This is a genomic window from Oleiagrimonas sp. (assembly GCF_027858935.1).
Classification (GTDB): Bacteria; Pseudomonadota; Gammaproteobacteria; order Xanthomonadales; family Rhodanobacteraceae; genus Oleiagrimonas.
Window position 1 is genome coordinate 1 of sequence record NZ_JAQIBU010000310.1, and the last position, 7,948, is coordinate 7,948.

The 7,948-nt window shown below is 67.5% G+C and carries 6 protein-coding genes; 1 reads left to right on the top strand and 5 read right to left on the bottom strand.

Annotated elements, in window-relative coordinates:
• From PF446_RS11450 to PF446_RS11470, 5 genes are all read right to left on the bottom strand, one after another.
• The coding region (locus PF446_RS11450; RefSeq protein WP_298071686.1) for an acyl-CoA dehydrogenase family protein at positions 1 to 239 on the bottom strand (239 nt) is incomplete at its 3' end.
• A gap of 71 nt (positions 240 to 310) precedes the next feature.
• Entirely contained in the window at positions 311 to 2,452 is a 2,142-nt protein-coding gene (gene yccS / locus PF446_RS11455; protein ID WP_298071688.1) for a YccS family putative transporter, read from the bottom strand.
• Between the two features lie 504 nt (positions 2,453 to 2,956).
• Entirely contained in the window at positions 2,957 to 4,060 is a 1,104-nt protein-coding gene (locus PF446_RS11460; protein WP_298071690.1) for a Glu/Leu/Phe/Val dehydrogenase dimerization domain-containing protein, read from the bottom strand.
• Between the two features lie 326 nt (positions 4,061 to 4,386).
• Positions 4,387 to 4,845: a hypothetical protein gene (locus PF446_RS11465; RefSeq protein WP_298071692.1), complete on the bottom strand. Its 459-nt coding sequence runs from the start codon at positions 4,843 to 4,845 to the stop codon at positions 4,387 to 4,389.
• A gap of 220 nt (positions 4,846 to 5,065) precedes the next feature.
• Positions 5,066 to 5,875, bottom strand: coding sequence for a M48 family metallopeptidase (locus tag PF446_RS11470; protein WP_298071695.1), 810 nt, complete (start codon positions 5,873 to 5,875; stop codon positions 5,066 to 5,068).
• A gap of 425 nt (positions 5,876 to 6,300) precedes the next feature.
• On the opposite strand from PF446_RS11470, the gene PF446_RS11475 reads away from it, so the two are divergent.
• On the top strand, positions 6,301 to 7,948 hold a 1,648-nt coding region (locus PF446_RS11475), incomplete at its 3' end, for a cobalamin-dependent protein (RefSeq protein WP_298071693.1).

Genomic DNA, 7,948 nt, shown 5'->3' on the forward strand with positions numbered 1-7,948 from the left:
GCGCGCGAGATCTCCTCCATCGCCACCAGGTGCGCCAGGTAGCCCAGGTCCGAGCCGCCGTATTCGCTGCCCACGGTCACGCCGAGCAGGCCCATATCGCCGAGCTTCTTCCACAGGTCTTCGGGGAAGGCGTTCTCGCGGTCGATGCGGTCGGCGCGTGGCGCGATTTCCTTTTCCGCGAAGGCGGCCACGCTCTCGCGCAGCATGTCGAGGTCGTCACCAAGTGAGAAAGGGCGCATGGCAATCCGTGTTCGTGCGAAACAGAACGCACATGGTACCGCAGGGCCCTGCGGCTCGGCATCCTGACCGTTCAGGCGCGGGCTTGCAGCAGGTGCCTGGCGCGCTCGCCCAGCGCCGGCAGCTGGGCATGGACCAGCCCCAGCTGGGCGGCCATCAGGTCCTGGACTTCGTTGCCGTGTGGCACGTCGATCTGCGCCGGCGGGTCCTGCGGCACGCCGGACTGCGCGCGCAGCGACGCGGCCATGGCGTGCAGGTGATCGGCCAGGGCCATACCGGTGTCGACCAGGCGCAGGTTTCCGGGTTCGGCCGGCAACACCTGGCGGTGCGCGCCCAGCGCGGACAGGTGACCAATCAGCTCCTGGCTGGCGGCCAGCAGGCGCAGCGCATGCTCGTCATCGAGGCGTTGGCCGGCCGCGTCCGACAGCGCGCTGGACAGGTGCGCGCTCAGCGTGGCGTCGGCGTCCTGCGCGTCGCGTCGGGCGATGCGGTAGGGCAGGTCGTCGCGCTTGCCGCTGCCATACTGGGCCAGAATCTGTTGCAGATAGGCGGCGTCGGCCTCCAGGGTCCGCGCGAACAGCAGACGCAGCTCGCGCTCGCGCCAGTCCGGCAGTACCAGGAACGTCGCGGCAACCGCCAACGCGCCGCCGATCAGGGTGTCCAGCAGTCGCGGCCAGATCAGTTCGAAACCGTTGCCGACCTGGTTGAAGGCCAGCAGCACCAGCACCGTGACCGCGGCCGAGGCGGCCAGGTATTTGCGGTAGCGAGCCACGAAGAACAGCACCCCGGCCACCACGGTCAGCGCCAGCTGCGCGGGCGTGGCCGGGAACAGTTTCAGCAGCGCCCAGCCAGTGACCAGGCCCAGCACCGTGCCGACCACGCGTTGCAGCACCCGCGTGCGGGTTGCGCCAAAATCGGGCTGACACACCAGCATCACCGTCAGCAGGATCCAGTAGCCCTGTTCGGGGTGCACCCACCGCAGCACGCCGTATCCGGCCAGCATGGCCAGGCCCAGGCGCAAGGCATGACGGAAGCGGGCCGAGGTCGGTGTCAGCTGCAGGCGCACGCGCCCCCAGGCCTCCCGCAGGCTGTCCGGCGAGGGGTTCTGCAGCGCGTTGTCCTCGCCTTGCGGCGGATCGGCCTCGGCGCAGCGGATGCGCGCGTGCAGACGCGTCACGTTCAACAGCAGCCGGTCCAGCGCCTGCATCAACTCGGCCGGGGGCGGGTCCTGCAGGTGCCGGCGGTGTTCCAGCGCCGCGCGCAGTTCAGCCAGCGCGATGCCGGAGCGTCCGGCATCGCGATACGGTTCGCCCAGCCGGGCAGCCGCGGCACGTGCGCGGCAGTCACCCGCCAGACTCTGCATCACGCGCTGGCAGCGGAACAGCACGTCGCTGTGGAAAAAGGACCGCGCCAGCTGCGCGTAGGGATAGTGCGAGGAGCTGGCGCGTTCGTGGATGTCCTGTGCGGCCAGGTACAGCGTCAGCGCGCGATTCAGCGCCGGGTGCGGGTGGCGCCGGTCGAGGCGGTCGATCAGGGTCAGGCGGCATGCGTTGAGCGCCGCCACCACATGCTGGTTGCACTGCGCCAGCTCCGCGCGGCGCTCGGCCACCGGCAGGTCCTGCACCGGCTCGAACAGTCGCGCTTTCACCGCCAGATACTCGCCCAGACTGGCATACAGCCGGGCCAGCGCCAGGCGCACCGGTTGCTGCAGGAATACCGCGCTCCAGACAATGGCCAGCAGGCCATACCACGCCGCGCCTGCCACCAGCAGCGCCGGCTCGCGCCAAAACGCATGCGCCGACGCGCTGTGCTGGTCCATGCCGATCATGGTGTAGACCGACAGCAGCAGCGTGGCGTTGGTGATGGTGGCGTAGCGCGGGCTGGCCGCGCCCAGCATCACCAGCACGAAGCTGCCCGCGGCCAGCGTCAGTGCGAACGGCCAGGGCCACGCAAACAGCAGTTGCACCGTGAACGCGCCGATGCTGAAGCACACCAGCGTGCCCACCAGCGCATGCACGCGCTTGCGCCAGCCATCGTCGGTTTCGGCCAGCGCCGCCGCGATCACGCCCAGCAGCAGCGGGATCATCATGTCCATGCGCCCGGCCAGGCCGCAAAACAGCATCACCCCACCCAGCGCCAGCAACACCCGCAGGCTGTCGGCAAAGCGGTCCGGCGCGCTCAGGCGGCGCAGGGCAATGAGGATTGGCGAGGTCAAGATCAAGCTCCAGGGTACGACCCACCCAGACTATCCAATTTCGCAGCACGTAGCCCGGATAAGGCCCCAGGCCGCACCACAGGCACTCCCTTCGGTCGCATCCGGGATGGTCGGCAACGCCGACCTGTGTAACGTCATTCCATAGACAACCCACAAAGCCGACTTGTAGTGCTGCGACATCACGGATGCAACAGAAAAAGTCGACCTGCGATGCAACCTCCCGGGTGCAACCGACACAGCCGACCTGCGGTGCGGCATCCCGGATGCGGCCGGTGGCCTTATCCGGGCTACACCCCCACCCCGTAGCCCGGATAAGCACAGCGCATCCGGGGAACTCGCACCGCACAAACCACGTACTCCAACGGCCCGCACCGCGCCCCTTCCCGGATGCGACCGGAGGGAGTGCCTGTGGTGCGGCCGGTGGCCTTATCAGGGCTACGGTTTTCGGGCATGAAAAAACCGCCGGTGGGCCGGCGGTTTTTCCGGGTGCGATGCAGGTGCGGCTTACTGCCCGCGCATGCGTCCCTGGAAACGCGGGCCGCCATTGCCCATCAGTGGCAGCTTGATCCTGCCGATGGTGGCGATGCGCTCCTCGGCCATGCGGTCGGCCGCCTTGTAGGTCGGGATCGAGTCGCGATCGGCGATCTCGAAGATGCGTCCGACGTTGTGGTAGATCGTGCGCATCATGCGCATCGCGCGTTCGCGGTTGTAGCCGTCGATCTCCAGCGACACGTTCATCACACCGCCGGCGTTGACCGCGTAGTCCGGCGCGTACAGCACGCCGCGCTTCATCAGCTGGTCACCGATGTCATCGGTGGCCAGCTGGTTGTTGGCCGCGCCGCAGATGATCGGTGCCTTGATCCGGTCGATGGTGTCCTCGTTGAGAGTGCCGCCCAGTGCGCACGGGCTGTACACATCGCAATCGACATCGTAGATGTCGTCCAGGGCCACGGCCTCGCAGCCCAGCTCGTCGACGCAGCGCTGCACCGCATCCTTGTTGATATCGGTCACGAACACCTTGGCGCCCTGTTCGCGCAGCAGCTTGATGAACTCGCTGCCGACGTGGCCACAGCCCTGCACCGCAAACGAATACTTGCCCACATCCTCGTTGCCGTGCTTGTGGTTCAGCGACGCCATCACGCCCTGCAGGGTGCCGTATGCGGTGAACGGCGACGGGTCGCCCGAGCCGCCGTGCACCTGGTGCACGCCGGTCACGTATTCGGTCTCGCGATACACCCACTCCATGTCGTTGACGTCGATGCCCACGTCCTCGGCGGTGATGTAGCGGCCGTTGAGCGAGTTGACGAAACGGCCGAAGGCGCGGAACAGGCCTTCGGACTTGTCCGTGGCCGGGTCGCCGATGATCACCGCCTTGCCGCCGCCCAAGTTGAGGCCGGCCACGGCGTTCTTGAACGTCATGCCGCGCGAAAGGCGCAGCACGTCGTTGACGGCCTCGTCCTCGCTCTTGTACGGCCACATGCGCAGGCCGCCCAGTGCGGGCCCGAGCACGGTGTTGTGGATGGCGATGATGGCCTTGAGGCCGACATCCGGGTTGTGGCAGAAAACGACTTCTTCGTGACCGGTCTTGGCTAGGGTTTCAAAGATCATCGGACTACATCACTCCGTAAATTAGAGGTGCGGGCGATCCGGCCCGCGTGTGGCTGACGCACAGATTTATGCAAACGCCAAGTGCCAGGATGGTGGTGCGGCGAGGACTTGCTGTCGTGACCCCGGGAAAAGGGGACGCCTTGGCGGCGCGTAGTTTAGTACCTCGGAGGTTCGAACGACAGTCGAGCGACCATACGCCACCGCATGGTCAAATGCGTCGACTTGGGTCCTTTGCCGTGCGCCGTGAGCGCTGATCTGGGCAAAAGAACGCCCGCGGCAGGCGCGGGCGTTCCACTACGGCGCATCCGTGCGCCAGTCAGCGCGGATCAGTCTTCGCGATGCTGTTGCCGGCGATCGTGCCAGCGATCGGCATGTCCGTCGCGGCGCGTGTCGCGGCGATGCTGATCGTAACCGCCCCGGTTGAAGTCGCCACGCTCAGGCCGACGCCAGTCCTGGCGGTGATCCTCATGGCGATACTCACGACGGTCATCGCGGCGACCTTCATAGCGATAATCGTGCCAGTCGTCGCGGCGATCCATGCGGGCATAGCGGTAGTCATCGCGATCGCCGGCATAATGGCGCACCCAGCCTCCCGGAACCCAGGCGTAGCGCACGCGGTTCCAGCGCCAGTAGCCGGGAGCCCAGACGAAACCAGCACGCAGGCCCGGTACGCCGCCGAGTTCAATCGACACGCGCGTGGAGGCCTTCGCCTGTGGGATCGAGGCCACGGTGGCCAGACCCAGGGTCAGAGTGCCGAGCAGTGCGAGTTTTCCAAAAGTGTTCATGTCAGGATCCGTCGTTGGACGCGGCGGGTAACCGCAGTACAAAGAACGAATCGATACCCGATCGGGTTGACCCGGGTGGCCGGGCGCGTTCAGGTTTCGGACATGTCCAGGCCTGCCGTTGCGATGCACGCGATCGCTGCAACAAGGCGCACGCCCGGCGGGTGCGAAGCGGGCCGCAAGACCATGGTGCGTGTCCTTGTGGCCCCGGACTGCGGACACCTTATGTGTCGCGACTTGCGGACTGCGGCTGCAAGCTGCAGTGCGGTTGATGTCCGTTGGCGCGGGCTTTGCGATATACCGGCAGCAGCTGCTGCGCCTTGCGCGCCAGGGTTCGGGCGCGGTTGTCCGGAGCCGGATGGGTGGACAGGAACGCGGGCATCTTGCCGCCGCTTTTGTTCTCCATTTTCTGCCACAGCGCGACCGCCGCACGCGGGTCGAAACCGGCCTCGGCCATGTAGCGCTGGCCCAGCGTGTCGGCCTCGGCCTCCTGGGTGCGCGAAAACGGCAGCAGGATGCCGACCTCCGCGCCCAGACCCAGCGCGGCCATGGTGCGACCGGCATCGTTTCCGCGCGAGGCGCCGTACAGCGTGCCCGCCAGCACCGCGCCCTGCACGGCCATGTTGTCGGACATGCGCTCGGCGCCATGGCGCGCGACCACGTGCGACAGTTCGTGACCGAGCACGGTGGCCAGCTGGTCCTGGCTGGTGGCGATCTTGAACATGCCCCTGTTCACGCCGATGCGTCCGCCGGGCAGGGCAAAGGCGTTGGCGCTGTCATCGTCGATGATGCGCACTTCCCAGTTCTGGTTGCGCCAGCGCGGCGGCAGCACCGCGATCAGCGACTGCGCTACGCAGGTCGCATAGGCCTGCTCGCGCGGCGCCTGGGCAAACTTGCCCTTCTTGCCCATGGCGCTGAAGGCCTCCACGCCCAGCTGGCTCATTTTCTGGTTCGAGACCAGCATCAGCTGTTTGCGTCCGGTGGGCGAGGTGGCGCAGCCGACCAGCGTCAGCAGCGCGGCGACCAGGGCCATCCAGGCTAGGTGCTTCGGAGTCGATCGAAGCATGGCGCGTGTTCCCTGCAAGTCCAGAGCCGCCACCTTACCCCAGCCACACCCACATCACGACGTAGCCCCGTAGCCCGGATAAGCGCAGCGCATCCGGGGCGGGCGGCGCAGCCGCCCTTGAGACAAGCGCATCAAACCCACCCCGCAAGGTAGTCCCGTAGCCCCCGTAGCCCGGATAAGCGCAGCGCATCCGGGGATCTTGCACGTACTCGGCACGTTCCACGAGCGGCTTGGCCGCCCATCCCGGATGCGGCCTTCGGCCTTATCCGGGCTACGTGGTTATGCAACGCGGCCCCACCGTAACCCACCCCAACGTGCTGCAACGCACAAAAGGCCGCATGGCGCCGCCGCGATACAATGGGCATCTGCTTTCCCACGACATTGGAGTCCCCATGAGCACGCCCGCCCAGCATCTCCCCGCGAGCGACGCCGCTGCCGACGCCACGCCGCTGCGTTTCGTCACCGCCGCCAGCCTGTTCGACGGCCATGATGCGGCGATCAACATCATGCGTCGCATCATCCAGGCGCAGGGCGCCGAAGTGATCCACCTCGGCCACAACCGCTCGGTCGAGGACGTGGTCCGCGCGGCCCTGCAGGAGGACGCCGACGCCATCGCGCTGTCGTCCTACCAGGGCGGCCACGTGGAGTACTTCAAGTACATGGTGGACATGCTCAAAGAGCGCGGCGCCGGCCACATCCGCGTGTTCGGCGGTGGCGGCGGCACCATCACGCCGGAGGAGATCGCCGAGCTGCAGGACTACGGCGTCGAGCGCATCTACCACCCCAACGACGGCATGCACCTGGGCCTGACGGCCATGATCGAGGACGTCATGCGCCGCACCCGCGCCGGGCGCGAGGCGCGCGAGGCCAGCGCCCCGGTCAAGCCGGCCCAGGCCGAGGTCGGCGACGAGATCAGCATCGGCGCCGTGATGTCGGCGCTGGAAAACCGCAGCTACGCCGACAGTGAGCTGTCGCGCCTGCGCAAGGAATGGCAGATGGCCGGCCAGCACACCCCGGTGCTGGGCCTGACCGGCACCGGCGGCGCGGGCAAGTCCTCGGTGGTGGACGAGCTGCTGCTGCGCTTCCTGCACGCCTTCCCGGAGATGCACATCGCCGTGCTGGCGGTGGACCCCACGCGCCGGCGCTCCGGCGGCGCGCTGCTGGGCGACCGCATCCGCATGAACAGCCTGCGCAGCCCGCGCGTGTACATGCGCTCCATGGCCACGCGCCGCGCGCACGCGGCCACCAGCGAGGTGCTGACCGACTCCATCGCCTTCCTCAAGAGCCGGGACTACGACCTGGTCATCGTCGAGACTGCCGGCATCGGCCAGTCCGACTCGGAAATCGTCGACCTGGTCGACTTCCCCATGTACGTGATGACCTCGGACTACGGCGCGGCCAGCCAGCTGGAGAAGATCGACATGATCGACTTCGCCGAGCTGATCGTGCTCAACAAGTACGACCGCCGCGGTGCCGAGGACGCGCTGCGCGACGTGCGCAAGCAGTGGAAGCGCAACCGCACCGCCTTTGACCTGGCCGACGACCAGGTGCCGGTGTACCCGACCATCGCCAGCCAGTTCAACGACCCGGGCGTGACCTGGATGTTCGCCAACCTGTGCCGGCTGCTGCGCGAGAAGCTGGGCGAGGGCAGCGACGCCCCGGTCCTGGGCTCGGCACACTGCGACTTTGCCCCCGACCTGGACACCACGATCAAGGAGCCGCGCGCCACGGTGCTGATCCCCGGCCAGCGCGTGCGCTACCTGGCCGAGATCGCCGAGCAGGGCCGCGGCATCAACACCGACATCGAGAAACAGGCCGAGGCCGCCAGCAAGGCCCAGCACGTGCACCAGGTGCTGGCCGAACTGGACGACGCGAAGCTGCCCAAGGCGCTGGACCTGTATTCGGCGTCCGACGTCAGTGACAGCGCCGGCGCGCAGGTCCATCGCGACAGCGACAACGAAGGCTCCTACTGGGAAACCGAGGACGGCACGGTCGGCGTCGACCGCTCCATGCTGATCCTGCGCCAGCGCTACAACGAGG

Excerpts from the sequence above, each read along its gene's own strand:
- PF446_RS11460 (WP_298071690.1), bottom strand. The coding sequence starts at position 4,060 with ATGATCTTTGAAACCCTAGCCAAGACCGGTCACGAAGAAGTCGTTTTC.
- PF446_RS11465 (WP_298071692.1), bottom strand. The coding sequence starts at position 4,845 with ATGAACACTTTTGGAAAACTCGCACTGCTCGGCACTCTGACCCTGGGT.
- PF446_RS11470 (WP_298071695.1), bottom strand. The coding sequence starts at position 5,875 with ATGGCCCTGGTCGCCGCGCTGCTGACGCTGGTCGGCTGCGCCACCTCG.